A 26,022-nucleotide genomic window follows, 5' to 3' on the forward strand; every position below is an offset into this window, starting at 1 on the left:
GGCGCCGCGTGCGCCCGCCGGACTCAGCGGCTCATGAACTGCGGACCCTGCGGCGGCAGCCGGAAGTCGGGGTCCGGACCCGAGCCCACCGCCTGCGGGAAGCCGTACGCGGGCTGCGTCGCCGGCGCGCTCTGCGGCTGCGGATAGCCGTAGGCGGAAGGATCCTCCGCCCGGCCCGCCGGCTGCGGGTAGCCGTACGCAGGGCCGGTCGCCGCGGCGGCGGGCCCCGGATAGCCGTAGGCGGGCTGCTGCGGGACGGGGGCCGGCTGCTGCGGGGGCGGGGCGGACTGCTCCGGCGGCAGCGGCAGCGAGGTCTCGGGAGCCGTGGCGGGCGAGGCCCAGGCGGTCGTCTCCGGCACCGCCCCGGCGTCGGACGCCGCGGCGGCCTCGGACTCGTCCACCGAGATCCCGAAGTCGGTCGCGAGCCCCACCAGGCCGTTCGAATAGCCCTCGCCGAGCGCCCGGAACTTCCAGCCGTCCCCGCGCCGGTACAGCTCGCCGCAGATCAGCGCGGTCTCCGCACCCGTCTCCGGCTTGATGTCGAAGTACGCCAGCGGTTCACCGTCCGCGACGGCCGCGTCGTACAGCAGAATGCGCAGATCGCGTACGTGGTCGAAGGTGACGTCGTCGGCCGATGCGACCAGGAGAATCTGTCCGACGCCGGGCTCGACACCCGTCAGATCCGTCTGGATCGTGTCGGTGAGGCCCTCGGCACCGCGCTTCTTGCCGAGCCGCCACACCTTGCCCGAAGGGTGGCGGGGCTGGTTGTAGAAGACGAAGTCCTCGTCGGATCGCACACGACCGTCGGGGCCGAGGAGCAGCGCGGAGGCATCGACATCGGGGACACCCTGGCCGGGAGTCCAGCGCAGGACGGCGCGCACCGCTGTGGCGTCCAGCGGGACGTTCGACCCTTTCAGCATCGCGTGCGTCATGCCGTCATCCTGCCCTGTCGGTCCTGGTCACGACAATGTGGGGTCGTTCCTGAACCGGCCGGTGATGGACACGGCGGAGTTACCTGTTCTTCACGCCCGGTGGGAATCGATGTCATGGATCCATACGTACTATTACCGGCCACATCACATTCGGCCATCTAGCCGCCGCGGGGGAGTCCCATGCGTCATTTCGGTCACGTCACCCCGGAGGAGCGGCAGCGCCTCTTCCACCGGGAGCCCGGCGTCTTCACCTCCGACTCGCCGGCCAGAGTACTGGCCGCCGCCCTCGGAGCGACGCTCTACAGCCCGGCCACCCGGCCCACGCTCGCCGACGACATCGTCAAGCAGACCACCCGAGGCGTCGTCTCCATGGTGCTGTGCCTGGAGGACTCCATCGACGACGCCGAGGTCACCGGCGCCGAGGAGAACCTCGTCCGCCAGTTCACCGACCTCGCGTCCCGCCCCGAAGCCGGCGAACTGCCGCTGCTCTTCGTACGGGTCCGCTTCCCCGAACAGATCCCCGACCTCGTGCGCCGCCTCGGCCCCGCCGTCCGACTGCTGTCCGGGTTCGTGATGCCCAAGTTCACCGAGGAACGCGGCACGCCGTTCCTGGAAGCGCTCGCCACCGCCGAGGCGGACAGCGGCAGGCGTCTGTTCGCCATGCCCGTCCTGGAATCACCCGAACTGCTCTACCGCGAATCACGGGTGGAGACCCTCGAGGGCATCTTCCGCGCCGTCGACAAGTACCGCGACCGCGTCCTCGCGCTGCGCCTCGGCGTCACGGACTTCTGCTCCTCCTACGGGCTGCGCCGCGCCCCCGACATGACCGCCTACGACGTCCAGGTCGTCGCCTCCGTCATCGCCGACGTGGTCAACATGCTCGGCCGCGCCGACGGCAGCGGCTTCACCGTCACCGGGCCCGTCTGGGAGTACTTCCGCGTCCCCGAACGCATGTTCAAGCCGCAGCTGCGCCGCAGCCCCTTCCTGGAGGGCCAGGCCGACGAACTGCGCGAGCGGCTCCTCGAGCACGCCATGGACGGACTCCTGCGCGAGATAGCACTCGACCAGGCCAACGGCCTGATGGGCAAGACCTGCATCCACCCCTCGCACGTACCGCCCGTCCACGCACTCTCCGTGGTCAGCCACGAGGAGTTCAGTGACGCCCAGGACATCCTCAGGCCGGAGCGCGGCGGCGGGGGTGTACTGAGATCGGCGTACACGAACAAAATGAACGAGGTGAAGCCGCACCGCGCCTGGGCCGAGCGCACCCTGCTGCGCGCCGAGGTCTTCGGGGTCGCCCGCGAGGACATCGGCTTCGTCGACCTGCTCCTCGCCGGAATCCCGGCGTGAGCCGGCCCGGCCGAGCGCAGCGCACCCCCGACAGCAAGGAACAGATGAACACCCCAGCAGCGCAGGACCCGAACCACCCCAGCGGCAGCGGCGGCCCGGACGGCCCGGACCGGCCCGGCGCCCCGCGGGACCCGGTGTGGAGCGGCACCTGGGTCGCCGAACGGCTCGGCGTCGAACTCGTCGGCGACGAGGAGCTGAGCGGCCTGCTGGGCCTCGCCCTGCGGCGCAACCCCAAGCGCGCCCACCTGCTCGTCTCGAACGTGCTCGGCAAGCACGTGCCGCAGTCGCCCGCCGTCGTCCACGGCTACGGCGTCGAGCTCGGCCGGCGGGTGCGCGAACTGCTGGGCGCCGAGGACACCCGCGCGGCCGTCGTCCTCGGGTACGCCGAGACCGCCACCGGCCTCGGCCACGCGGTCGCGGACGGCACGGGCGTCGCGCCCTACCTCCACTCCACCCGGCGCCCGGTCGCCGGGGTCCGGCAGGCGGGCGGCTTCGAGGAGTCCCACTCCCACGCCACCTCGCACCTCCTGCTGCCCGAGGACCCGGGGCTGCTCGCCGGCTCCGGCCCGCTCGTCCTCGTGGACGACGAGTTCTCCACCGGCAACACCGTCCTCAACACCATCCGCGACCTGCACCGGCGCTACCCGCGCGAGCGGTACGTCGTCGTCGCCCTGGTCGACATGCGCTCGCCGGCCGACCACGCCCGCTTCGAGAAGTTCGCCGGCGACATCGGCGCCCGCGTCGACCTGATCGCCGCCGCCTCGGGCACCGTGCGCCTGCCCGAGGACGTCCTCGCCAGGGGAACCGCCCTGGTCGCCCGGCACGAGTCCGCCACGCCCGCCGCCCCCGCCCCCAGGACCGCCGCCCCGGCCGTCCGCGTCGACCTCGGCTGGCCCCACGGCCTCCCCGACGGCGGACGGCACGGATTCACCCCCGGACACCGAATACGCCTGGAGGCGGCCCTGCCCGCCATGGGGGCACGCCTCGCCGACGCCCTGCCCGACGGCGCCCGCCGCGTCCTGGTCCTCGGCTTCGAGGAACTGATGTACGCGCCGCTGCGGCTGGCCGGAGAACTGGAACGGACCCTCCCCGCCGAGGTGCGCTTCTCCACCACGACCCGCTCCCCGGTGCTCGCCCTCGACGACCCCGGCTACGCCATCCGCAGCCGCATCGCCTTCCCGGCCCATGACGACCCCGACGACGGACCCGGCGAGCGCTACGCCTACAACGTCGCCGGAGCCGGCTTCGACGCCGTCGTCGCCGTCGTCGACTCCACCGCCGACACACCCGCGCTTCACGCGCCCGACGGCCTGTTGGCACAGTTGGCGGCCCACACCCCGCACGTCCTGCTAGCCGTCGTGCCCAGCCACGTCCCCGCACGGCCGTCCACCGAAAGGCCCTCCATGCTGCCCGAGCCCCTCCGCGGCCCCGCCTTCTCCTCGTACGCCCCCGACGAGGTCGGCTGGCTGCTGCAGGACCTGTCGGACGTCACGCTGGAGGCGCCGACCGAGGAGCGCGAGGAGGCCATCCAGAGCGGCGGCGCCCACTACGCCGAGTCGCTGCCGGTCGAGTACCAGCCGAGCACCGCGTACCAGGAGCTGTTCCACGCGGCCCTCGACGCCTCCGCCGCCCGGATCGCCGAGGCCGTCGGCGCCGTGACCGAACTCGTGCTCGCCGACCGCTCCCCGAGCCCCGTCCTGGTGTCCCTGGCCCGCGCCGGCACCCCCGTCGGCGTCCTCATGCGCCGCTGGGCCCGGCACCAGCACGGCCTCGACCTGCCGCACTACGCCGTCTCCATCGTCCGCGGCCGCGGCATCGACGCCAACGCGCTGCGCTGGCTCGCCGCCCACCACGACCCCGCCGACGTCGTCTTCGTCGACGGCTGGACCGGCAAGGGCGCCATCACCCGCGAACTCACCGACGCCATCAAGGAGTTCGAGGCGGCCGAGGGCATCACCGGCTTCGACCCCGAGATAGCGGTGCTCGCCGACCCCGGCTCCTGCGTGCGCACCTACGGCACCCGCGAGGACTTCCTGATCCCCTCCGCCTGCCTCAACTCGACCGTCTCCGGACTCATCTCGCGCACCGTCCTGCGCGCCGACCTGGTCGGCGAACACGACTACCACGGCGCGAAGTTCTACCGCGAGCTGGCCGGCTCCGACGTCTCCGTCGAGTTCCTCGACACCGTCGCCGCCCACTTCCCCGACGTCGCAGAAGCGGCCCGCGACCGGGCGAAGGAACTCCTCGCCGCCGACCGCACCCCCACCTGGGAGGGCTGGGCGGCCGTCGAGCGCATCAGCGAGGAGCACGGCATCCACGACGTGAACCTCGTCAAGCCGGGCGTCGGCGAGACCACCCGGGTCCTGCTGCGCCGCGTCCCCTGGAAGATCCTCGCGCGCGCCGGAGCCGGCGCCGACCTCGACCACGTACGTCTCCTCGCCGCACAGCGCGGGGTGCCCGTCGAGGAGGTCGACGAACTCCCGTACAGCTGCGTGGGGTTGATCCACCCGAAGTACACGCGCGGTGCGACCGGTGCCGACGGCAAGGCGGTGACCCTCTGATGTCCCTGCCCAAGGCCCTCGTCGCCAGCGACCTCGACCGCACCCTCATCTACTCCGCCGCGGCCCTCGCGCTCACCATGCCCGACGCCCGCGCGCCCCGGCTGCTCTGCGTCGAGGTGCACGAGAGCAAGCCCCTCTCCTACATGACGGAGACGGCCGCCGCGCTGCTCACCGAACTCGGCGACATCGCGCACTTCGTGCCCACCACGACCCGCACCCGCAAGCAGTACCAGCGCATCAACCTGCCCGGTCCGGCCCCCGAGTACGCGATCTGCGCCAACGGCGGGCACCTGCTCGTCGACGGTGTCTCCGACCCCGACTGGCACCGGTCCGTGAAGGAGCGGCTCGCCTCCGAGTGCGCGCCGCTCGACGAGGTGCGCGACCACCTGGAGGCGACGGCCGACCCGGCCTGGCTGCGCAAGCACCGTGTCGCCGAGGACCTGTTCGCCTATCTCGTGGTGGAGCGGGAACTGCTCCCCGAGGAGTGGGTCAAGAACCTGGCCGTCTGGGCGGAGAACCGCGGCTGGACGGTCTCTCTCCAGGGCCGCAAGATCTACGCGGTGCCGAAGCCGCTCACCAAGAGCGCGGCCGTGCGTGAGGTGGCCCGCCGCACCGGGACCTCCCTCGTCCTGGGCGCCGGGGACTCGCTGCTCGACGCCGACCTGCTGCTCGCCGCGGACCGCGGCTGGCGTCCGGGCCACGGCGAACTCGCCGAGGCCGACTGGACGGCGCTGGCGATCACCGCGCTGCCGGAGCGGGGCGTTCTGGCGGGGGAGCGGATCCTGCGGGAGTTCGTCAGTGCCAGTACGGGCTTCGGCACCGGTCCGACGGCGGTCTGACCAACCCAGGCCCGGGGCCGGGACCGGCGACAACCGCCCGGTCCCGGCCCCGGCCCCGGCTTTCCGCCGGGTCCCGGCCCGACCCCAAGCCTGCCCGGCCCGACCCCAAGCCTGCCCGGCCCGACCCCGAGCCTGCTCCCGGGCCGGACCCCGAGCCTGCTCCCGGGCCGGACCCCGAGCCTGCTCCCGGGCCGGACCCCGAGCCTGCTCCCAGGCCGGACCCCAAGCCTGCTCCCAGGCCGGACCCCGAGCCTGCTCCCGGTCTCGGCCTTCGGCCCGGTCCGGTCGCCGTTCCGGTCCTGGATTCGGGCCTGCTCGATCGGTATACCGAACTCCGTTCGGAAACCCGGTAAACGGAATGGCGAACTCCGCTTCATTCCCGCGGAGTCGGGAATCCATGACAGCCGCCCCCGCGATGTGCCCGGTTCGGCGGAAATCGGGTCACGTGTGCAACTTGGTCCCGATGCGGCCCTGTTGGGGGCACCGGGACCGTTCCGTCACGACACGCCGGAGCCGAACCCGAGGCGGCTGAAGAGTTGGTGAGAAATCCCGCGCTCAGCCGCAGCAACCGCCGCCGCAGCACCCGCCCCCGCCGCCGTTCGGGCGCGGCGCGGGCGCCGGCGCGGAGCCCGCGCCGCCCCTCGCGACGGCGACCGCCGACAGCAGTTTGACCGTGTCGTCGTGTCCGGCGGGACAGGCCGCGGGGGAGGCCGACTCGGCCATGGGGCGGCTCAGTTCGAAGGTGTCGCCGCAGGTCCGGCAGCGGTATTCGTAGCGAGGCATGCCCCCAGGTTAGCCGGAAGGGGCCGTCCTTCAGAGGGCTCCGCGCCGCCGGCCGCTCGTGGCGGTCCGGGGCCCCCGGGGCGGGCGTGACGGCTGGTCGCGGAGGGCCGTCGAGGGACGCCAGTTGACCTCTGAACTTTTTTGTCTCGTTGCTGATCGAAGGGATTGCGTTGGTCGCTGATAATTTAATAGGGCCGCGACGAGCCGCAAGGTCGGGGAGGGGGGCTCGCAGCCGCGAAAGCGGCCGCTGCAACTACCCGCGCGCGCAATTCCGAAGTGCGGAGGGAGACGCAGTCGTGACCAGGACAAGGCATCCCGGCGGTGCCCGAAATCCCCTGTCCCTGGGCCGCCCGTGCGCGGGGGTGCGCCATGGCTGACACCCCGGCACCGCAGCGCGGCCGCGGAAGCCGGCGCAAGCCCTCGAAGCCCTCCGCCCCGGCCCGGCTGGCCACCCGGCTCGCACCGTACGCCCGCCGCCTCAAACCCGCCTACCCGCGCCCCGGACGGACCGGACTGCGGCGCTGGGTGCCCTCCTGGCGGCAGTGGCTCGGCGCCTTCGCGCTGTCCATAGGCCTGAGCGGCTCGCTGCTCGTCATCGCCTACGCGGCGACCGACGTACCCCAGAACCTCAACACGTACGCCACACAGCAGGACAACGTCTACTTCTGGTCCGACGGCACCCCCATGGCCCGTACCGGCTGGGTGCGCCGCCAGGCCATGCCCCTCAAGGACATTCCCGAGGACGTCCGTTCGGCGGTCCTCGCGGCGGAGAACGAGAGCTTCTACAGCGACCCCGGCATCTCCGCCAAGGGCCTGGCCCGTGCCCTGGTGAAGACGGTCGGCCAGGGCGACACCCAGGGTGGCTCCACCATCACCCAGCAGTACGTCAAGAACGTCTACCTGAACCAGAACCGTTCGGTGACCCGCAAGTTCACCGAGGCCATGATCGCCCTCAAGCTCGACAACCGGATGAGCAAGGACAAGATCCTCGAGGGCTATCTCAACACCAGCTGGTTCGGACGCGGCACCTACGGCCTCCAGCGCGCCTCGCAGGCCTACTACGGCAAGGACGTGAGCCACCTCGACGCCAGCGAGGGCGCGTTCCTCGCCTCGCTCCTCAAGGGCGCGGGCCTCTACGACCCCACGCTGAGCAAGGCCAACCACAAGCGTGCCGTGGAACGCTGGTCCTGGATCCTCGACCGCATGGTCAAGACGGGCAAGCTCTCGGCGTCCGAGCGGGCCAAGTACACGAAGTTCCCCGAGCCGATCAAGCAGAGCGGCAGCTACGACACCGGCAAGCAGAGCGACTACCTCGTCGAGCTCGCGACCCAGTACGCCAAGAAGGCCGGGCACATCTCCGACCGTGACTTCGACCTCGGCGGCTACCAGATCTACACGACCTTCGACCGCCGGCGCGAGACCGCCCTCACCGACGCGGTGACCAAGGCCCGCAAGGCGACGAAGAAGAGCGACCCGGGCAACGCGAAGGCCGCCCACTACGGCGCCGCCTCGATCGCCGACGACGGCCGGATCCTCGCCGTCTACGGCGGCCCCGACCATCGCGAGCAGGGCTACAACGAGTCCAACGCGACCACCGTCCCCGCCGGTTCGGCCTTCCTGCCCTTCGTCTACGCGGCCGGCCTGGAGAACGGCGTCCACAAGACCCGCGAGGGCGCGGCCACCCCCGTCGGCCCCGAGTCCCTCTACGACGGCAACGACGGCGTCCCGGTGAGCACGCCCGAGGGCCCCTACTGGGACCGCGGCGGCAAGAAGGTCGCCGCCCACAACGAGGGCAACAAGAACTACGGCCAGATCACCCTGCGCGCGGCCCTCGCCTCGAACGTGAACACCCCGTTCATGCAGCTGGGCATGGACGCCGGACTGGACAAGGTGCGCGCGACCGCCGAGGCCTCGGGCCTGCTCTCCTCCAGCATCGGACCGCAGGTGCCGAGCATGTCGCTCGGCGCGGCCACGCCCAGCGCGATCCGCATGGCCAGCGCCTACGCCACCTTCGCGGCCGACGGCACGCACTACGAGCCGTACTCGGTGCACCGCATCACCCGCAACGGCTCCCGCGTCCGGCTGGACATGCCCGCACCCCACCGCGCGATGCGCGCGGAGGTGGCCCGCCAGGTCACCGACGCCCTCGCGGACTCCTTCCGCATCAGCCACCCCGGCGCGGCCCCCGCGACGGCCGAGGTGGCCGCCAAGCGCGGCTTCACGATGGACGACAAGGCCGCCTGGTACGTGGGCTCGAACGACTCCGTGTCGACGGCCGTCGTCCTGTATCGCATCGACCTGACCAAGAGCCTCGAACCGCTGCCGCTCAAGGGGATCGCCGGCACACCGCCCGCCGACGTGCCGTACGGCATCTGGTCGGGTGCCATGAGCCCGCTCCGCTGATCCTGTCGGCCGACCGCGCTCGGCCCCCGCCGCCGGCCACCCGGTGGCCGCGCCACGCTCCGCCCGTCCCCCTCGCAGAATGTGCCCCGTATGAACTCGAAGCACAGCCGGCGCCGACGCCGCGAGTCCGATCCGGTTTCCGCCGCAGCCTCGGCACGCCAGGGCTTCGCGGCCATGACGGCCTTCCTCGTCGTCACGTCCACGGCCGCCACCTACCTGGCCCTGAACACCGACCACACCACGCCGGCCGCCTCCGCCCGCGCCCACGGGCCCGGCGCCGCGAAGGTGAAGAAGGAACCGGCCTGGGACGGCAAGACCCATGTGCTCGGCGACGGCTCCACCTCCTACACCGGGCCGCAGAAGGGCGAGCTGAAGGCCGTACCGCTCAAGCCCGGCGAGAAGCCGCCCCAGTTCGTCGTCTTCTCCTGGGACGGTGCCCTCCAGGGCGACGACCAGCTCTTCTCGCACTACCGGGAGCTGGCCCAGCAGTACAACGCCCACATGACGTTCTTCCTGACCGGCATCTACCTGCTGCCCAAGGACAAGAAGAACCTCTACGAACCGCCGATGCACTCGCCGGGCTCGGCGGCCATCAGCTACGCCACCGACGAGCACATCCGCACCACGCTGGAGGAGCTCGGCAAGGCGTGGAAGCAGGGCAACGAGATCGGCACCCACTTCAACGGCCACTTCTGCGGCGACAAGGGCGGCGGGGACTGGAGCGTCACGGAGTGGGAGAGCGAGATCAACCAGTTCTTCTCCTTCGTCGAGAAGTGGAAGACCAACACCGGCTACTCCGACATGCCGGCGCTCCCCTTCGACCCGGCCCGTGCCATCAGCGGCGGGCGCGCGCCCTGCCTCGAAGGGCAGAAGAACCTGCTCCTGGCGATGAAGGCCACGGCCAAGAAGTACAACTGGCGCTACGACGCCAGCTCCGCGGGCGACTTCCAGATCTGGCCCAAGAAGAAGGAGGGCGTCTGGGACTTCCCGCTCCAGATGCTCCCCTACGAGAACGGCAAGTACCAGGGCCTGTCCATGGACTTCAACTTCCTCTACAACCAGTCCGACGGCGAGACCGAGGGGGACCCGGCGCAGTACCCGCAGTGGGAGCAGCAGACGGTCAACTCCTACATGGCCGGCTTCAACCGCGTGTACTACGGAAGCCGGGCGCCGCTGTTCGTCGGCAACCACTTCGAGGACTGGAACGGCGGCATCTACATGAAGGCCATCGACCAGGTCATCAAGAACGTCTGCACCAAGAAGGGCGTTCGCTGTGTGTCCTTCCAAGAACTGTCGAACTGGCTCGACGTGCAGAAGCCCGAGACGCTGGAACGCCTGCGCGGACTCGACCCCGCCCAGTCGCCGGACTGGTCGACCGTGGTGAAGTAGGCCCCGTCGCCGGGCCGGTGGCCCTCCGGCGATGCATCGAGATCAACTTACCTGCGACATATGGGACTTGGTTGTACCGGACGCCAACTCCCCCCAGAGTCACCACACTTGAGGGGGACATGTAAAGATTCCCTTCCCTGGAGTCCGACCGGGGATCAAGGAGAATCGCCAGTGACACCGAAGAACTTAAGCCGCAGCTGTTCCGTCGTAGGGGCGATCACGCTCTCCGCCCTCCTGCTGCCCCTGTCCACCGCGCAGGCGGCGGCCCCCGTCTCCCCGCGGGTGACCGCGTCCACCGCCGACGCCTTCGGCCGCGTGGCCGACGCCGTGTTCACCGACCGCACCGCCGCCCTGCTGGACCGGGCCCCCGCGGAGCGCACGGCCCTCGGGGCGACCACCGCCGGCATCCGCGTGCCCGCCGCCCTCACCCGCACCGAGAACACCGCGCTCACCTCGCTGCACGGCACCCGGTCCCGCCTCGCGGCCCTCGGCGAGGCCTACAGCGCAGCCGACACGAAGGTCACCGTGAACCGGACCCGGGTCAAGGGCCCGCTGGCCACGGCCTGGGTCACCGAGACCACCACCCTCACGTACCGCAGGATCCGCGGCGACGAGCCTCCCACCACCGGCTTCCGCGCCCACCACGTCCTGACGTTCGCCGCCCTGCCGGACGGCACCTGGAAGCTGCTGAGCGAACGCTCGACCGACAAGGGACCCCGGCAGGTCAACGAGCCCGTCCCCACGACCCTCCGCAGGGCCCCGATGGCCGCTGTCGACGCCCCCCGGGCAGCGACCACCTACCCCGCCCCCGCCAACCCCAAGACGCTCACCGGCGGCCCGTACGACTACGCGGCCATGGCCACGTACGCCGAGACGTACTGGAAGAACTACAACCCCGCCTACCGCAGCTTCAACTCCGTCGGCGGCGACTGCACCAACTACCTCAGCCAGTCCCTGAAGGCGGGCGGCTGGACCACGGTCGCGAGCTCGGGTGAGGAGTACGGCACCTGGAACTACACGGCCTCCACCCAGACCGACACCTGGGTCGGCGTCAACGAGTGGTCCTGGTTCACCCAGACCGCCAAGCGCTCCACGCCGCTGGCGAACATCTACCAGATGGACGTCGGCGACGTGATGCAGATGGACTTCGACAAGGACGGGTCCAAGGACCACTCCATGATCACGTCGTACCGCAGCGCGAGCGGGGTGCCGTACGTGACCTACCACGATACCGACACCTACCGCCGCTCGGTGTCCAGCCTGCTGGCGGCGTACCCGACCACGGCGTATTACGCGTACCGGACGTGATCGGGGTCTGACCGGAGGCTGCCCCGGAGCTCCTGACCTGCGGGGCGGTTCCGGGGGTGTGCCCAGCGCACATCCCCGGGACCCCCTGCGGGCCTCCCTGCCGGTTGCCGCGGCGGACCTTCCCCGGGCCCTCCGTGAGGCTTCAGGCGGCTCAGGCGCCCCCGCGCTCCTCGCGGATCTGCGCGACCACATGGGCCACCGTCTGCCGCACGGCCTCCGTCTCGGTCAGGAAATGCCAGTAGTCGGGGTGCCGGCCCTCCAGGGTGGCCACGGCCCGGTCGAGCCGGCCGACCGAGTCGTCGAGCGGGCGGGCGTGCCGGGGCTCGGGCGTCGTACGGCCCGACATGGCCAGCCGCTGCGCGTCCCGGATCGCGAACCGGGTCCGGTCGATCTCCTGCTGGGGATCCTTCTGCACGGCGTTCAGCCGCCGCAGCCGGTCACCGGCCGCGGACACGGCCTCGTCCGTGCCGTTCAGCAGCGCCCGTACCGTCGTCAGCAGCGAGGTCGCGTCCGGCCAGCGCTGCGCCTCGCGCGCGGCCCGTGCCTCCCGCAGCTTGGCCTCCGCCTGCCGTACGTTCTCCGCGGCCTGGTCCGGCACCTGCTGGAGGTCCTGCCAGCACGCAGCCGAGAACCGCCGCCGCAGCTCGCTCAGCACGGGTTCCACCTGCCCCGCGCGGGTCGTCAGGGCCTGCGCCCGGGTCCGCAGCGAGACGAGCCGGTGGTCGATCTCGGCGGCCCGCTCCGGCAGCCGCTCCGCCTCCGAGGCCACCGCCGCGGCCTCACGCGAGACCCGCTCGGCACGCTCCACCGTCTCGGGCACGCCGTGCTGCCCGGCGCCCTGGTTGAGCTTGGTCAGCTCGGGGCCGAGCGCGGCGAGCCGGGCGGCGAGATCGTCCGCCTTGAGGCCGGTCTGCCGTACGGCGTCGAGGGCGTTCGAGGCGGCGAGCAGGGCCTGGCGGGCGCGCTCGACGGCCGGGGCCAGCCGGGCGAGCTGGGTCTCCGCCTTGCCGAGCAGCGGCGCGAGACTCTGCTCGAACCGGTCCAGATCGGCCTTCACCCGGACCAGTTCGTCCTTGGCGGCCACGAGCTCGGTACGGGCCCGCACCGCGACCGAGGCCTCCAGTTCGTCCCGGTCGAGATCGTGGGCGTCGACGGCGGTGATGTACTTCTGGCTGGCCTCGTCGATCCGCCGCCCCAGCGCCCCGAAGTCGGCGACGGCGCGCCGGGCGGCGGGGGAGTCGTCCACGGCCGTGATCGTCTCGATCGAGATCCGCAGGTCGCGCTGGGCGGTGTCGAGTTCGTAGAACGCCGCAGCGGCCGCGTCCTTGGCGGCCTGAGCCTCGGCCCGCTGCCCCTCGGACCGCCCACCGAACCAGCGCCGCGTACCGCCCCCGGCGAAGGCGGCGGGCAGCGCGAGGGCGGCGATGAGGGGGAGGGCGACGAGTGTGAGCACGTCACGGGTGGCGGAGGAGCGCGGGGTGGAGGGGTGTGGGGCGGGGCGGCGGGTACTGGCACCCCGTGCCGGACGCGCGGGCCGCTGCACCGGCTCACGCCGCTCCGGCGAACCGGGCTGCTCCGGCGCCACCGTCCGCTCCCGCCGGGCGGGCCGTTCCTGCGGGGCAGGCCGTCCGGACCGCTGAGGCTGCCTGGGCCACCCGGAGTCCATGGCCCCGGTCGACGAGCCGGACGAGCCCGATGACCCGGAAACCCGGGGTGAAGTCGATGAGCCGGCCGAAGTCGCCGGGCTGCTCGGGCGTGGTGGCGGGAGAGCCCGCTGAACGCCACCGAGGGGGTGTGCGGGCCGCGTGGGCCCCGCGAACGGCGAATACGGCTGCGAAGGTGTCGCCGTCACATCCCTCTCCCGTGCTGTCATCCGCCTTGCCCGGCTGTCATTCTCCCACCGCTTGAAGACGAACACACGAGCCGGATAGTTCGCTTTCCGTACCGTGATCTTTCCGTCGGGGGCGAACGGACCCCGCCGGAGGCGGGAACCGTCGCGCGGCCCGCCCACCTGGACACCCGAACCAGTCCGCCTCCGCTCCCACCCACCCTGTCCCCCTCCACCTCCACACACGCCCGATACGGGTTTGCGGGGCAGCCCCCCGGGCAAGGTAGGCTGTCGCATCGTCCTGGGCGCGTAGCTCAGCGGTAGAGCGCCGCCCTTACAAGGCGGATGTCGGCGGTTCGAAACCGTCCGCGCCCACCAGTCTCAGGACACGAACAAGGCCCAGGTCAACCGGTGCGAATCCGGATGCCTGGGCCTTGATCTTTCTCGGCTGCTCTTGGGCCCTTGGCCGTGAGGCCGTCCGTCCGGGTCTCGGAGTACGAGCGGCGGACGGAGACGGTACGGGCCTCCAGGTCGATGTCCCGGCGCTGGAGCGCGGCGAACGCGGTCAGGAGCACTTGGACGCGGCAGTGAGGTGGGACGGCGTCGGCGAGCCGGTACACCTCGGGTACGGAGAGGAACGGCCGCTCGGTGTGGGTGACCGTGCCCGCGCCCTTGACCCGGCAGTTTTTGGACCGACCCGTCTAAAGGGTGTTGCACAAGGTCTTTCACCGATGAGAGGGCGCAAGCGTCCTGCGAGCAACCGCGTGGTCCGGCCAGGGACTGAGAGTCCGGTGTTCATACCTTGCTCGCGACCACCATGTAGTTCTCGGCCTCAAGATCGAAGGTGCTCACTTCCGTCTGGAGTCCGACCCGGTGCAGCTCGACTTCGAGTTCCTCGTACCGGTAGGGCCAGCAGGACAGCAGTTCCGAGCGGACAAGCACCAACCCGGTCGCATCAACTTGCGCGATTGCAATCTCGATGTGGTGCTCCTCCTCCCAATGCCGTGCAATCTCCCAGCGGTAGACCACGACGGCGTCGCGACCGTTCCGGCGGACGAGCCGGTCACTGATCTCCAGCCGGGAACCTCTGGCCCTCACACGTTCCCAAGTGCGGGATGTGAGTACCAAGTGCCCGCCGGGGCGCAGAAGCCGTGACATCGATTCCAGAGCAGCACCCCTGCCTGTCGCGCCCGCGGCATGGTGAAGCGAGTTGCCGACGCAGAACACCATGTCGAACGTGTTGTCCTGGAAATGGTCGGGCAACTCTTCCCAGTTCGCCCGTACGGCCCGGACGGATGCCCCGAACTCCTCGGACAACTCTGCAGTCCGACGAACCATCGCCTCGCTGGCGTCAGTTGCGACAACCTGCATGCCACGACCGGCGAGGCCAACCGCCAACTGTCCGGTTCCGCATGAACAGTCGAGGACGTGAGCGTTCGACGGCAGGAGATCGAGGACGTCGTCGAACGACGCAGCGAACTCGGCTGGAGGCAACTTTGCATCCGAGATGAGCCATTCGTACACCTCGGCAAGCACGCCATAGCCTGTCAAAACCACTACCTCCGTCACGCGGCAGACTCGCGGTAGGACTTCAGTCCATCAGCGGAGCAAGCCGGGCACCAATGGTTTTCACAAGGATGGCTCTGACGGTGTTCGTGGGTTGTCGGCTCATCTTGAGTCATCTGCCGATCGGCGGGATAGAACGTTCTCTACTTCATCAAGCCCCGACTGCGCTCCGCTCCGCCGGGGGCGCTCCCGGCTCCGCGCCGGGCGCCGCTCCAGCCTTCGGCCCGCTCCGCCTGCGCTGAGCCAACGCGCGCCCACATGTGGATAGAGCCGTTGCATTTGAGCCACTAAGATCAAGTCACATTGTCATGATCTGATCATTTCCCGTATCCTTCGCGACATTGATCTTGCCATTGGGCAAGGTCGGACCATTCGCAGGGGGAATCGATGAGGATGAAGAGAGTGGCAGTCGCAGCGGTCACCGCGCTGCTCGTATTCAGCGGAGCGAATGCTTACGCATATGGCACCAAGAGCACGAGCCTGAGCAACGGAACGCTGTACATCCACGGGGATGACGGCTGTCTCGTCAGTAACAACTGCTCGCTGTACTACTCCGCCACGGAGTACAAGAAGACGGGCGGCAGCAGGGTCACGATCCAGCTCGCCATGACCACGGGAGAAGAGCTGTTCCTCGACTCCCAGAAGACCGCAGTGGACGGCTCAGACATCAAGCACAGCTGGGGCGGCAAGAAGAAGTCCGCGGTGCCGGACTGCTCGATCGCCGGCTACATGAAGGCCAGCACTGGCAACTACTACACGCCGAACCTCAGCGTCTGCTGAACCCGGCACGCGACAGCCGGGGCGCTCAATGAAGCGCCCCGGCCCGTCTCTAGGGACCTTCCGTGATCGAAGCGTCAATCTCCGCCGTGCCGGGCCTGGTGGCAGCCTTCCTGGTCTTCGGTGCGCTGTTCGCCCTGCCCACGGTCTTCCTGCTGAAAGCCCGAAGCAAGCCATGGCGACTGCCGACCGCCCTCGCCGTATACGTGGCCGGCATCCTTTCCGTTACCACGCTGCCGGGCAGTGCTGGCCTGGAGGCCGCACAGTGCGATATGGGTGCGCCGATCCATCTGTTCACCGACGAAAGCGCACTGCTGAATGTTGCGCTTTTCGCTCCCGGAGCCTTCCTCGCTGTTCTCGCCCTGCGGCGCCCGGTGACTGTCGCAGCCGCCTTCGTGTGCCTCAGTGGAGCGGTTGAACTCATACAGTCGCTGGGGCACCTGGGGCGTTCGTGCACGCTGACGGATCTCGCAGCCAACGCGACCGGATCGGTCCTCGGGGCGGGTGCTGGGGCGGTCTGGTGCCTGATTCGCCCAACCCCCTTATCTCGCCCCAAGCGAGACGTCGCGTGGGGGGTATCCGTACTTGTTCTCGTCGGCGGCTTGTGCGCTGCCCTGTTCCTGACCCGCATCGAGTCAGTCGACATCGTTGCTAAGGATGACGCTCGCGAGCGGCGGGCCGACGTGGCGGTCGACGCGAACGAATGGCTTTCCACAGCAGCGAAAGCAACCTTCGGCGCCGACACTGAAGTCGTCAGCAGCAGTGTGAAATTCATCGGCGGCAAGCAGAAGGTCACCGCTGAGACCAGTCGCGGCAGTATCGCGGGATGGTGGCCTGAGAAGCACCTCGAAACTGCCTGGGCCAAAGACAACCGCGGCGACAAGGGAACCGCAAGCCAGAAGGATGCGGTGGCCACGGCCGATCGATTCGCCCGGAAATGGTTCCCTGGCAGCGTCGACGGAAGTACACAAAAGGTCCGTGTGCTAGGCGAAGGTCCGACTCGCGCCTACATGGTGACGTATCGGCGGTACAAGGGCGGCGTACTGATGCCCATGCGCCTGGACATCACGATTACTACCGCGAAGCGCATCCTCGGTTTCAACGCTCGAACGTTGGCAGACCCGAAGCTTCCCAGTGTCACCGTGAACGAGGAGAGGGCGCGTGAACTCGCACACGACGCCACTGGTAAGGCCACCGAATCCACGCTGCTCCTGGCGCAGCAGATAGCAGGCGCGTGGCGCCCTGTCTGGCTAGTTGGTGCCGGCAGTCAGGATATTGTCATCGATGCCTCAACAGGACAGCGAATAGTCAGCTCATCACCCTCCGGAAGCTGAAGCGGACGGGTGCCGGATAGGGGCACCGCGGCAGAACGCAGAAGATTCAGGGGTGTCGGGTGGCTCAAGGTGCGGTTCGCTCCGCAGGAGCCACCTCGGCCGTAACGAACCCCGGGCCCTGTCCAATGCGTGTCGAGGGCTGGCCAGAGGGGCGTCGGGGTGAGGGAGTGGTGCAAGTCAGAGACATTGCTCCGTGCGACGCACCAGGGGCCTTCAAAACGCCCGATCGTTCGGAACGTGCCACAGCCGTGCCACATCGTGCGGAAAAAGGCCCCCAGTCGATCATGGCTGGGGGCCTTTGACATCCGGATCTGACATCAGTGCCGTCGCTGCTCGCGCCGCAGTCGCCGCCTGAGCAGCCGATCCATGTGTCTGACGGCCTCGCGCTGCTTCAAGCTCGGTTCACTCTGAAGGGCCGTCCAGCGGGTCGGGGCGCGCGATCTATGGTCTCGTCTCAAATATGCCCAAGATCTCCAAAATCACTGCATCCCGGGTGCTGGAGTTCGGTCCGGTGACCGACCGGCGCGAGGACATGGACGGTTACACGGTCGAGTTCGTTTCTTTTGCCGCGGACGCCGACCTCGATGGCCCGCTCAAGGCCCTGCCCGGGAGTCACTGCCCCTGCCCTCACTGGGGCTACGTCTTCGCCGGACACGTGCGCTTCGTCTTCGACGACCACGAGGAGGTGTACGAGACCGGTGATGCGTTCTACACCCCGCCTGGTCACCGGCCCTACGTCGATGCCGGCACCGAACTCCTGCAATTCAGCCCGACCGACCAGCTCGCCGAACTTGAGCAAGCCATCGCGGATTGGATGAGCCGGCAGCAAGGCGGCTGAGATATCGCTGGGGGCGACCAGCACGGTAGGTGTCTTGTGCGCCGGCGGTCCGGTCACTCGGCCTGAGGCCCGCCACCATGAGACGGCTCGGGCTCTCGTCCCGGGACTTCCGTGGAGAACCAGGAATTCGGCGCCCCGGAGTTCAGCGCAGAGCCCGACGCTCGTCTACACGGCGTGCCGGCACACCCAGAAACACGTCGGGTGCCGCAGAGCCGTAAACGATGTTGAACGTTTCCAGTCGGTAGGACCAGGCGCCGTCACAACGGCCGACGAACCGGTGGTTGATCTGCCATTGCAGCCATTGGCCGGGAGCCAGACGAACGGCAGGCGGGCGCCGATCGCGTCGTGGCATGGCGAACATGCTCACCTCTGGCGGATCCACGCGCAGCAGCCCGTCAACCTCGCGAAGAATCATCCCGGGTGCCGACAGATCCCGTACTTGCACGCGAGGTTCGAAGGAGTCGGACTCCTGCATGGCGACCTCGTGAAGGGCGGCATTCAAGCGCCGGGGCAGCGCGAAGGCCGTCGGTGCGGCATTTCTGCGCGCAGCTCCAAGGCCGCCGCGCGACTTCTTCGTCCACGACGTCCGTATCCGCTGAACGACAACATCCATGGGACCAATCATCAGGTGGGACGCCGCACCGCGGCCACAGAGTTACGTGCCGTGCCAGAACCGTGCCGGATCGAGCGAGGAACCACGGGGAACAGTGGCGGGCGGCAGGCACCTCGAAGCGATCGGCACCTCTAAGCGGTCGCCCACGGCCCGGAAGGCGCAGCTCACGGCGCACCCTCCCCACCTCGCTCCTCGAGCGGTGGTTTCTTGACGAGCGGCAGCGGCCAGCCGGCGCAGGCCAGGAGTGCGCTGCCGTCCTCGGTGAGGAAGAGCAGGGTGGTCCATGTCCGATCGACGGGATCGATCAGCCCGGTACGCCCGGGCCGGCCATGTTCAAGGACGAGCCGCACCGCTCGTTCCAGCCCAAGCGGTTCGAGTCCGTGCATCCGCATGCGCTGAAGTCGGCCCCTGAAGACTCCGGCATGCACGCCGGCGGGTTGCGCCTTGTCTGCCACCCAGTGGGTGGCGCCGCTGCGGAGGGTGGCCAGAGCTGTCACGGACGCCTCGTCATCACCGGTCAACAGCGATTCCAGCACATGCCGTTCCATGGTCACCCCCGTCTGGATCCTGCGGTACAGCAGCCAAGTACCGCAACCCCGGCAACCGCCCCCGCACGGTGGCGTTCCTCTGGGCCTCTGGGCCTCGGGGCAGCCGGTGGCCGGCACTCGTCGATCCGGCTATAGCCACGGATCAGAAGGCCGTGTGCCACAGCCGTGCCACGTCGTGCGGTCGACCACGGTCGACGACGGCCGGCCGCGGTCGACATGCGCCGTCACACGGGCCGCCGCTGCTTGAATCGGCCCACGACGCATCGCCGGATCGACTCGGGCGTTGAGACTCGACCGGGTGCGCCCGTATCTCCGTGCCAGGTGCTTGCGCAGATGTTGTCTGCAACTGTTCGATGCCTCCGTGACGCAGCGATCTTCTGTGGGCGCGTTCAAACGCCGTTTCAGCCCGCATCCCACTCAAGTGCCCCGAACGACTTGGCAGAAATTCGTCAGAGCCAAAACGGATTCCGGCTGGCCACTGCTGGTACTCAATTTTCTTGCATCTGCCCTTTTTGTTGCAATTTTCATACACTTGGCACTCGCTGCCCATGTGCTGTCGGTCATCTATTGGTGGTTGAGCGTCGGCTGCGTCCTTGATCTTCTGCTGACTGGACACGTGATGGTCTGTGTCGCCAGAGGCCAGGCGGGACGGCTCGCACCAGAAGCGCCCGGAACTTCACCGGACCGTGGCATGCGGCAGGGCCGGCGCACCAGTTTTGGCGGGTACCCGGGCAAGCACACCTGAGGTCCGTACGCGCCCGGAGTTCACCCCTGTTCCCCGGGGCGGGCGGGAACGAGCCGACACGAACCCGCTCGCCCTCCGGGGAGTGCCGTATCCGCCGTTCCTATGGCGGTCCCCTGGTGCTCAGCTGCCCAAGATCTCAGCACGGCGAGGGGACTTGGTCGCAGCACCGGGACGCTGCCGACGGCGGAGACCGGGTGGAAGTACTGGGAGACTTCATCATGATCTATTCGAAGTCCCGGGCTTGCCTTGCCGTGTGTGCTGTGGCGGCGTCGGTGTTCCTGCTCGCCTCGTGCACCTCCAGTAAGGGAGAAGGGGAAGCCCACAGCGCGCCGGCGTCGCAGACCGTGCCGAGCGCGTCCCCGACGGCAACCGGGGCGTCCGAGAAGAAGCTCACCGAGCAGGTCCAGGCGGCCCTGGCCACCGTCCACAGCGGGACGATGGTCGAGGCCGGCGTCGAGCGGGTGAGCGACGGAGTCCACACCGAGCCCGCCCTCGGCGAGGGCAGGACCTACAAGCTCGATCTGGTCTGCTCCGGCAGCGGCAGCGCCCGGCTGACCTTCGTACCGACGAGCGCCGGCAAGGAGACCGAGGTGCCGTGCGATCGGTCGGTGGTCCAGCAGCGGATCACCACGCGCGAGCGCGTACACATCGATGTCGACGGCACCCAGGGATCGACCGGCATGGTCGCCTGGCAGATAGACGCACTCTGATCCGGGAGTCCCAGTGCGTCGTCCAGCACCTTCGCTGGACGGCCTTCGGTCCGCTTCGGGGTGCCCGCCGGTCTCAAGACGCGAAAGGGTTCAGGTCAGCCCCTGTGATTCCGGTGATCTGGGCCCCTGCCGTCCCGCTTCGGACGGAGACAGCCCGGCGGTGGCCCGGCGGCGCTGGATCAGGGGCGGAGCATCTCCGTCATGGGGGACTCCGGCGGGGTCAGGCCCGGCAGCAGCCAGGGCTGGAAGAGGCTCAGTACCGCGAGTACGACGAAGGCCGCCCCGACCACCTGCGAGAAGACGGGGCCCAGCCGCCAGAGCTTCTCGACGAAGACGACCACGGCCACCGCGGCCATCGCCAGGACGTTCATGACGCCCAGCGGGACGAGGACCACCATCAACCCCCAGCAGCAGCCCACGCAGTACGCCCCGTGGTGCGCTCCGACGCGCAGATCGCGGGCCCGGGGCCGGAAGCCCGCGTAGCGCACGAGCTGGCCCATCGGGCTTCGGCAGTGCCGCAGGCAGAGGTCCTTCCACGGGCCGAACTGGTACAGCCCGGCGAGCAGGAAGGCGCCGGCGCCGATCCAGCGTCCGGCGCCGGGGTGCTCGTCCACCAGGGCCCCGGTCCAGGCGAGGAGCCCGTAGGCGATGAGGCCGAAGACCGTCCAGGCCAGGAGGTATCCGCAGAGGAACTGGGCGGTACGCAGCACCCGCACGGCAGCGGTGGGCGACTGGCGCCCGATGGCCCGCGTCCAGGTCAGGGCGACCGGGGCCACCGACGGCACCATCATGGCGATCATCATGACCAGCCACAGCAGCAGGAACAGCGGGACGTCCATGCCCATCGTTCCCGGCTCGACCCCCATGTCACGGGCCTGGTCGACCACCAGCAGCCAGGCGAGGAGGGCGATCGACGCCATCAAGGACCAGGCGAACGCGAGCTGCCGGGCCGACAGGAGATTCGCCGGACGCAGAGGGGGTGACAGGGCCTTCCGGTCGAGGCGCACACCTCCAGCACATCACGGCGGACCGGCACGTGCGCGCGGAAACGCATGTATGCGGAACGTACCCTTCCGGGCGACCCCTGCGGTGGGAGAATCAGGGTGTATATGCCTAACCCGGGCTTGGGTCCGAGATGGCTCCCGGGGGTTCTGCCGTCCTCACGAGACCGATGTCCCGGCACGGTCAGGAGGAGGCTGGACGATGTCCGAGACGACGGCGACGGTTCCGCGGTGGCACGCGGCGGGCGACTGGTTCGACACCTGCAAGTGCAACGTGCCGTGCCCCTGCTCGTTCGCGCAGCTGCCCACTCACGGCGACTGCGACGGCATCCTGGCCTGGCACATCCGCGAGGGCCACTACGGAGACGTACGGCTCGACGGCCTGAACGTGCTGATGGTGGCCTCGTTCGTCGGCAACATCTGGGCCGAGCATTCGGACGCGTATGCCGCCGTCTTCGTCGACGAGCGCGCCGACGAGCCCCAGCGCGGGGCGATTCAGATGATCTTCGGTGGTCAGGCGGGCAGTTGGCCCGCCGAGATGGTGAGCATGATGGGCGCCGAGATGCGGGGCATGGAGTTCGCGCCCATCGAGATCGACGTCGCCGACGACCTCGCGAGCTGGCGGGCCGTGGTACCGGGCCGGATCGAGGCGAGCGCGGTTGCGCTCACGGGACCCACGACCCCGGAGGGCGCCCGCGTCCAGTCGACCAACCTGCCGGGTGCGGAGACCGGACCGGGCCAGGTGGCGACCTGGGGCCGTTCGACGGCCGACCGCGCCGATACCCACGGCTTCCTCTGGAGTCGCGAGGGCCGGTCCAGCAAGCACATCACCTTCGACTGGACGGGGCCCGACTGACCAGGTCGCCCCAGTGGCGGTGATCTGGCTCCGCTCCAAATGGACGCGCCGTCAGACGTCCGAGTGGTAGCGGGCGTCAGGGGTGGGCCAGCTGCGGGGCAGGAAGGGGGGTCGGTCCGTGCGGTCGAAGCAGCGGACCAGGAAGTCGCTGAAGGTGCCCGCCGTTTCGAACCAGTCGTTGGACTCGCTGCCCACGACGATGCGCCACTCGTCAGGGTCCGGCTCGAGCGCCAGGAAGTAGTACTCGTTGCCGCGGCCGGGCCCAGCCCCATGTCACCGGTTCCCCCAGCAACGCCCTGAGACGGTCGAGCGAGGACGACATGGCTTTCCATCCTTTCCGTGGATCCCGAGGCCGCACGGTGCACCACGAGGCGTGGTGATCCGGTCGGCGTGGTCTCAGCAGTCGTAGCGGTGCGTGTACGGGGTGTCCGGGCAGGTGCGGCAGACGAAGAAGTACATGCCGCCGAGGTCGCCCAGGTCCATCTCGTGACCGAAGGTGTCGAGGAGAGCGGGATCGGCCTCGGCCCGCCAGGACGGCACCGGGGGCCCGTTCTGGGGGACCCGGTCGTCCAGGGGAAGCCAACGGCCCCCGCCCGGCTCGCTCGCCGTGACGCTGAGCAGGTGCTCCATCCGGGTCCCGCACCCCGTGCAGTCGGGCCAGTTCGGCGGCTGAGTCCACCCCGGGTAGCCGCCGACCTTGCTCTGCTGCGTGGTGGCCACCTGGAAGTAGTCGTAGCCCCGTTCCCTTTCCATCTCCTCGAACCGCTCCGCGAGTTGGGCACCGAGTCCGTCGGGCATGTCCCCGTTCGGGTACTCCACCGTCGGCGTGGGGGACAGCGTGCACGGGCGGGGCATGAAGTCCTCCTCGACGGTGTGCGGGCGGGGCGGGTCCCCGGCGGCGGCACCCTCGGCCGTCGGCGCCGCGCTGCGCCAGCGCAGTCGGGGGGCCGCCGTGTACTGGCCGCCGTCATGGACGAGCGGGCACCAGAGGATCTGCAGCAGGTCCGTGCCGGCGGGAAAGACCAGGCCGGGCACGTCATGGGCGTAGAGCTGGACCACCGGGACCATCGCGACCGGCTCGGGGCCGACCGGGTTGTAGTGGTCCGCTTCGGTGCACATCGGCCAGGGCTCGTCGGCCGGCCACAGCAGGGGGCCGCCGATGGAGCTGTCACCAGGGCCCGGCTCTCCGGCCCGTGGGTACAGGAGAGTCACCTCGCGAGCGGTGCCGGTCAGTTCGGGGAAGACGGCCTCGACGTCGAACGGGATCGGCGCCAGCTGACGGGGGCCGGTCGGTCTGCCGCCGGTCGGCCGGTCTCCGGTCGGTCGGCTGCCGCCCGTGTTCTGCTGCGCGTGCTCCGACGGCATGGGTCCCCCGGGTGTCGAGCGGTCGTCCGGCGCCGACCCTAACTCCCGTCTCCGACAGCCGCGATGTCGGCCGGGGCGGCTAGAGTGCGGCGTCGTCGATCATGGAGGAGGGGGACGCGACATGGCGAACGCTCGGTCGGTCGACGACGAGGCGGTGGCGGCGCTTCTCACCTACTGCGCCCTGCTGGACATCCGCAGCATGGCGCGCCGCCGCAAGGCCTTGAACACCTGGCCCGACGACGACTATGTCGCCTGCATCGCCTGGCTCGCGGACCTGGTGCACAACATCGCGCTGGGCCAGAGCCGGGAGCCTCGGTGGATGCCGTGGCGCAAGCGGCGCCGTCGTATGCGGTGGACCTGGCGAACCGCGGACCCGGCCGGACGAGCATGGATCCTCGCCACCCTTGAGAAGTACGGGATGGCAGCCTGGGTCCCTCCGCTGGACGCCGATGAGGGATGACGGCCGTTCTGGACCGGTCTCGTGGCCGGCGCAGGCGGATCCGGGACGACCCGCCCCGCCCCGGCCCGACTGGGCTGAACCGGGCCGAAGCGATCAGACCCCGGCCGCCCTGATCCGGCCCCCGCCAACCCGAGCCCGAGCAGCCGAGCCAACCCGAGCCGAGCAACCGAACCGAGCCGCCGGAGGGCGGCTCGGCGACCGAACGACATGGCCTTCCCAGGCCCGCCGATCCGAGGACCAACTCTTGATCCACCACCGAGCGTCAACGCCGACCCTGATCCTGGTGCTCACAGCACTGATGCTCCCGGGATGCGCCCCGAGCTCATCCGCGCCGGCGAAGTCAGGCCCGCAGATGGTCCGCGACCGGCTGGCCGCGGCCGACGACGCCCCCTACTCGGCCGCACTCGACGCCGTCACGCTGTCCGGGACCAGGCAGCTCCAGCACATGACCGGACGGGTCAACCTCAACGCGCCCTTCACCGGGCGCACGAAGGACGAGACCGAGCAGTACACCGAGGACGTCGTGATCACCCGGCAGAAGGTGTACCGGAGGGCGACCGGCTCCCGCGGCGCGTGGCAGGAGTTCCCCGCGTCCGCGGCCAAGGGCGGCACCCCTGTGGACCGGCTCCCTCAGTACGTGGCGCTCATCCTCGAACACGGTGGCTCGGTGCACCGGGGCAGCGAACCCGTCCGCGTGTCGGGCCACCTCACCCCGAAGGAGATCGCATCGGTCGACAGGACCAGCGGACGCAACCTGCGCCCCGCCACGGCGATCGACGCCGACGTCTGGATGGACGAGAAGGGCCGGATCGTACGCGTACGCCAGGACATCCACTTCGCGTCCGAACCCGATATCCGGAGCACGCTCACGCTGACCGACTTCCGGGACGCCGTCCCGGTGAGCGCCCCGTCCGCGAAGTGAACGACGCCCCGCGGGCGTTGGGGCGCGGCCGGAGCCGGGGGAGCGCGCCTTGAACGTGCGGACATCCTGGCAGGTCAGGCTTTACCCGGTCGTGGGATCTTCCGAACCGGTACGGAGATACCCTCCCGGCGGAGGGGTGTCATGAGCGCGTTGATCATGTTGGCCTGTGGGTTCTTGATGGCGTTTCTCGGGGTGCTGACCTTGAGCGGGCGGCGTCCGGTGCGGACCGTGCGTCCTCGCTGGGCAGGGTGGGGATTCGTGCTGATCGGTGCCGGGTTCGTCCTCGACGGAGTGCCGAGGACGGCCGGTTGGTCCTCCGAGGTGGGCGCTCGGCTCGCCGGTGTGGCCATGGTCCTCATCCTGCTGGGCGGGGTGCTCGGCGTTCTCGGCGGACGGCCCGTGAAGCGCCGCGATGCCGCAGACGCGGACCTGGGGCGTACGACTCCGTAGGAGTCATCGGTCGTGCCACGTCGACTCCGGTCGGCCGGAGCAGGCTCATGTGCCTCGGGCCGGGCGGGGCCGGGGAGCCGCGCCCGGCGCCCCGGACGGGGCCTTCACGACGGCACGTCCCGTGTGTGCTTCAGCCTCATCCGGGCGTCGACCTTCTCCGCCGTGGCGACCTCCGACCAGAAGCGGTGGCCGGAGACGAACACCGTCAGCTCGCGTTCGCGACAGCGGAGTTTCTCCACCTCCGCCTGCTCGTCGTCGGTCCAGCCCGGGGAGGCGGGGCGCTCCACCTTGCGCCAGCCGCCGGTGTCGCTGAAGCCGTCCAGGGGCTCCACCGACCAGGGGAGTCGTTTCAGCAGGGCCAGCAGCTCGGCCCGGACCTGATGCAGCTCCTCCTGACCGGCGAGGAGGTCACTTGGAAAGTCATAGGTCGATGCCACGCGGCAA

The 26,022-nt window shown here is 69.8% G+C and carries 25 protein-coding genes and 1 tRNA gene; 16 read left to right on the top strand and 10 right to left on the bottom strand.

Going from position 1 to position 26,022, the window contains the following annotated elements:
* Nucleotides 1-23 precede the first annotated feature (23 nt).
* Entirely contained in the window at nucleotides 24-932 is a 909-nt protein-coding gene (locus IO36_RS26315; RefSeq protein ID WP_037623447.1) for a TerD family protein, read from the bottom strand.
* 180 nt (nucleotides 933-1,112) lie between these two features.
* Here IO36_RS26315 and IO36_RS26320 point away from each other — a divergent pair, with 180 nt between their 5' ends.
* From IO36_RS26320 to IO36_RS26330, 3 genes are read left to right on the top strand one after another with little or no spacing between them, the layout of a single operon-like run.
* The gene (locus tag IO36_RS26320; protein ID WP_037623448.1) at nucleotides 1,113-2,282 is read left to right on the top strand and encodes an HpcH/HpaI aldolase/citrate lyase family protein; all 1,170 of its coding nucleotides are present in this window, start codon (nucleotides 1,113-1,115) and stop codon (nucleotides 2,280-2,282) included.
* 44 nt (nucleotides 2,283-2,326) lie between these two features.
* A complete protein-coding gene (locus IO36_RS26325) occupies nucleotides 2,327-4,843 on the top strand; it encodes a phosphoribosyltransferase (protein ID WP_078943454.1) in 2,517 nt (838 codons plus the stop codon).
* A complete protein-coding gene (locus IO36_RS26330) occupies nucleotides 4,843-5,682 on the top strand; it encodes an HAD family hydrolase (RefSeq protein WP_037623449.1) in 840 nt (279 codons plus the stop codon). Before IO36_RS26325 ends, IO36_RS26330 begins: the two co-directional genes overlap by 1 nt.
* A 555-nt stretch (nucleotides 5,683-6,237) precedes the next feature.
* Here the strand turns inward: IO36_RS26330 and IO36_RS26335 are convergent.
* Nucleotides 6,238-6,465, bottom strand: a complete 228-nt coding sequence (locus IO36_RS26335) for an FmdB family zinc ribbon protein (protein ID WP_037623450.1) — start codon at nucleotides 6,463-6,465, stop codon at nucleotides 6,238-6,240.
* 369 nt (nucleotides 6,466-6,834) lie between these two features.
* Between IO36_RS26335 and IO36_RS26340 the strand changes: the two genes are divergently transcribed.
* The 3 genes from IO36_RS26340 (at nucleotide 6,835) to IO36_RS26350 (ending at nucleotide 11,565) form a co-directional block, all read left to right on the top strand.
* Complete coding sequence (locus IO36_RS26340) at nucleotides 6,835-8,868, top strand: transglycosylase domain-containing protein (protein ID WP_051900960.1); 2,034 nt, start codon at nucleotides 6,835-6,837, stop codon at nucleotides 8,866-8,868.
* Between the two features lie 90 nt (nucleotides 8,869-8,958).
* Nucleotides 8,959-10,257 carry a polysaccharide deacetylase family protein gene (locus IO36_RS26345; protein ID WP_037623451.1) on the top strand — a complete coding sequence of 433 codons (1,299 nt, stop codon included), beginning with the start codon at nucleotides 8,959-8,961 and terminating at the stop codon, nucleotides 10,255-10,257.
* A gap of 171 nt (nucleotides 10,258-10,428) precedes the next feature.
* Nucleotides 10,429-11,565, top strand: a complete 1,137-nt coding sequence (locus tag IO36_RS26350; protein WP_037623452.1) for an amidase domain-containing protein — start codon at nucleotides 10,429-10,431, stop codon at nucleotides 11,563-11,565.
* Nucleotides 11,566-11,716: 151 nt separating this feature from the next.
* Here the strand turns inward: IO36_RS26350 and IO36_RS26355 are convergent, their stop codons facing one another.
* Nucleotides 11,717-13,150 carry a hypothetical protein gene (locus IO36_RS26355; RefSeq protein WP_037623453.1) on the bottom strand — a complete coding sequence of 478 codons (1,434 nt, stop codon included), beginning with the start codon at nucleotides 13,148-13,150 and terminating at the stop codon, nucleotides 11,717-11,719.
* A gap of 546 nt (nucleotides 13,151-13,696) precedes the next feature.
* On the opposite strand from IO36_RS26355, the gene IO36_RS26360 reads away from it, so the two are divergent.
* Nucleotides 13,697-13,771: transfer RNA gene (locus IO36_RS26360), tRNA-Val, on the top strand.
* A gap of 417 nt (nucleotides 13,772-14,188) precedes the next feature.
* On the opposite strand, the gene IO36_RS26370 is transcribed toward IO36_RS26360, so the two are convergent.
* On the bottom strand, nucleotides 14,189-14,944 hold the full coding sequence (locus IO36_RS26370) for a class I SAM-dependent methyltransferase (protein ID WP_037623528.1): 756 nt from the start codon (nucleotides 14,942-14,944) through the stop codon (nucleotides 14,189-14,191).
* A 417-nt stretch (nucleotides 14,945-15,361) separates the two neighbouring features.
* On the opposite strand from IO36_RS26370, the gene IO36_RS26375 reads away from it, so the two are divergent.
* The 3 genes from IO36_RS26375 to IO36_RS26385 all read left to right on the top strand — a co-directional run bounded on the left by IO36_RS26375 (nucleotide 15,362) and on the right by IO36_RS26385 (nucleotide 17,908).
* Nucleotides 15,362-15,739 carry a hypothetical protein gene (locus IO36_RS26375; RefSeq protein WP_037623455.1) on the top strand — a complete coding sequence of 126 codons (378 nt, stop codon included), beginning with the start codon at nucleotides 15,362-15,364 and terminating at the stop codon, nucleotides 15,737-15,739.
* 62 nt (nucleotides 15,740-15,801) lie between these two features.
* Entirely contained in the window at nucleotides 15,802-17,070 is a 1,269-nt protein-coding gene (locus IO36_RS43355; protein WP_051900961.1) for a VanZ family protein, read from the top strand.
* A 460-nt stretch (nucleotides 17,071-17,530) separates the two neighbouring features.
* A complete protein-coding gene (locus IO36_RS26385; protein ID WP_051900962.1) occupies nucleotides 17,531-17,908 on the top strand; it encodes a cupin domain-containing protein in 378 nt (125 codons plus the stop codon).
* 142 nt (nucleotides 17,909-18,050) lie between these two features.
* Here the strand turns inward: IO36_RS26385 and IO36_RS44895 are convergent, their stop codons facing one another.
* Together IO36_RS44895 and IO36_RS26390 are read right to left on the bottom strand one after the other, a co-directional pair.
* Nucleotides 18,051-18,521: a hypothetical protein gene (locus IO36_RS44895; protein WP_078943450.1), complete on the bottom strand. Its 471-nt coding sequence runs from the start codon at nucleotides 18,519-18,521 to the stop codon at nucleotides 18,051-18,053.
* A 164-nt stretch (nucleotides 18,522-18,685) separates the two neighbouring features.
* The gene (locus tag IO36_RS26390) at nucleotides 18,686-19,069 is read right to left on the bottom strand and encodes a hypothetical protein (protein ID WP_037623530.1); all 384 of its coding nucleotides are present in this window, start codon (nucleotides 19,067-19,069) and stop codon (nucleotides 18,686-18,688) included.
* A gap of 361 nt (nucleotides 19,070-19,430) precedes the next feature.
* Here IO36_RS26390 and IO36_RS46995 point away from each other — a divergent pair, with 361 nt between their 5' ends.
* Complete coding sequence (locus tag IO36_RS46995) at nucleotides 19,431-19,814, top strand: hypothetical protein (RefSeq protein WP_158997514.1); 384 nt, start codon at nucleotides 19,431-19,433, stop codon at nucleotides 19,812-19,814.
* Nucleotides 19,815-20,032: 218 nt separating this feature from the next.
* Nucleotides 20,033-20,524, top strand: a complete 492-nt coding sequence (locus IO36_RS48375; protein ID WP_245173493.1) for a hypothetical protein — start codon at nucleotides 20,033-20,035, stop codon at nucleotides 20,522-20,524.
* Nucleotides 20,525-20,703: 179 nt separating this feature from the next.
* Here the strand turns inward: IO36_RS48375 and IO36_RS26400 are convergent, their stop codons facing one another.
* On the bottom strand, nucleotides 20,704-21,531 hold the full coding sequence (locus IO36_RS26400; RefSeq protein ID WP_037623457.1) for a DUF2182 domain-containing protein: 828 nt from the start codon (nucleotides 21,529-21,531) through the stop codon (nucleotides 20,704-20,706).
* A gap of 196 nt (nucleotides 21,532-21,727) precedes the next feature.
* Here IO36_RS26400 and IO36_RS26405 point away from each other — a divergent pair, with 196 nt between their 5' ends.
* A complete protein-coding gene (locus IO36_RS26405; RefSeq protein WP_037623458.1) occupies nucleotides 21,728-22,381 on the top strand; it encodes a DUF1326 domain-containing protein in 654 nt (217 codons plus the stop codon).
* 51 nt (nucleotides 22,382-22,432) lie between these two features.
* Here IO36_RS26405 and IO36_RS47000 read toward each other — a convergent pair whose 3' ends face one another.
* Entirely contained in the window at nucleotides 22,433-22,576 is a 144-nt protein-coding gene (locus tag IO36_RS47000; protein WP_158997516.1) for a hypothetical protein, read from the bottom strand.
* A gap of 201 nt (nucleotides 22,577-22,777) precedes the next feature.
* Entirely contained in the window at nucleotides 22,778-23,746 is a 969-nt protein-coding gene (locus tag IO36_RS26410) for a hypothetical protein (protein ID WP_245173494.1), read from the bottom strand.
* A gap of 121 nt (nucleotides 23,747-23,867) precedes the next feature.
* On the opposite strand from IO36_RS26410, the gene IO36_RS26415 reads away from it, so the two are divergent.
* From IO36_RS26415 to IO36_RS47005, 3 genes are all read left to right on the top strand, one after another.
* Nucleotides 23,868-24,206, top strand: a complete 339-nt coding sequence (locus tag IO36_RS26415; RefSeq protein WP_037623459.1) for a hypothetical protein — start codon at nucleotides 23,868-23,870, stop codon at nucleotides 24,204-24,206.
* 283 nt (nucleotides 24,207-24,489) lie between these two features.
* Nucleotides 24,490-25,128 (top strand): hypothetical protein, encoded by a 639-nt coding sequence (locus IO36_RS26420; RefSeq protein ID WP_037623533.1) that lies wholly within the window; start codon nucleotides 24,490-24,492, stop codon nucleotides 25,126-25,128.
* Nucleotides 25,129-25,386: 258 nt separating this feature from the next.
* Nucleotides 25,387-25,578: a hypothetical protein gene (locus IO36_RS47005; protein ID WP_158997518.1), complete on the top strand. Its 192-nt coding sequence runs from the start codon at nucleotides 25,387-25,389 to the stop codon at nucleotides 25,576-25,578.
* A gap of 104 nt (nucleotides 25,579-25,682) precedes the next feature.
* Here IO36_RS47005 and IO36_RS26430 read toward each other — a convergent pair whose 3' ends face one another.
* Nucleotides 25,683-26,015 (bottom strand): hypothetical protein, encoded by a 333-nt coding sequence (locus tag IO36_RS26430; RefSeq protein ID WP_037623461.1) that lies wholly within the window; start codon nucleotides 26,013-26,015, stop codon nucleotides 25,683-25,685.
* Nucleotides 26,016-26,022 lie beyond the last annotated feature (7 nt).

This window comes from Streptomyces aureus (genome assembly GCF_000725495.1).
In the GTDB taxonomy this organism is placed as follows: Bacteria; Actinomycetota; Actinomycetes; order Streptomycetales; family Streptomycetaceae; genus Streptomyces; species Streptomyces aureus_B.